The organism is Halorubrum sp. SS7 (genome assembly GCF_005435055.1).
GTDB classification, from domain to species: Archaea; Halobacteriota; Halobacteria; order Halobacteriales; family Haloferacaceae; genus Halorubrum; species Halorubrum salinarum.
This window is the reverse complement of sequence record NZ_SGXV01000374.1, coordinates 1-388: the sequence shown is the minus strand read 5'-3', so window position 1 is coordinate 388 and position 388 is coordinate 1. Positions and strand designations below refer to the sequence as shown.

1 protein-coding gene is annotated in these 388 nt (G+C 62.1%); it reads left to right on the top strand.

Annotated features, from left to right (window positions below):
- Positions 1–81: 81 nt before the first annotated feature.
- A partial coding sequence (locus EXE44_RS18455; RefSeq protein WP_342764975.1) for a PAS domain-containing protein occupies positions 82–388 on the top strand: 307 nt, incomplete at its 3' end.

The following is a 388-nucleotide window of genomic DNA, read 5'->3' as shown; positions in this document are numbered from 1 at the left end:
GGGGTCGACTGACGAGAGGGTTCTGCCGTTGACATCCGCAGTATTATCAGTCGAGGTGGCGTAGATAGTATAAGAGAGCCAATGGGAGGAGAGTCACACACAGCCGACGGAGCTGGTCGGTCCGGGACGGACGGTGACCGGGTGACCAACGCCTACGAGGCGATGTTCCGAGCGGCGGACGACGCGATGTTTCTCCTTGACGTGGTGCGAAGGGACGGCGAATACGAGTTCACGTTCAAGCAGAACAACACCGCGTACCAGCAACAGACCGGGCTGACCGAGGACGCGATATTCGGGCAGACGCCGCGGGAGCTCCTCGGGGACGAACAGGGGATCGCGGTCGAAGCGAACTACCGCCGGTGCGTCGAGGAGGGGACGACGATCGAGT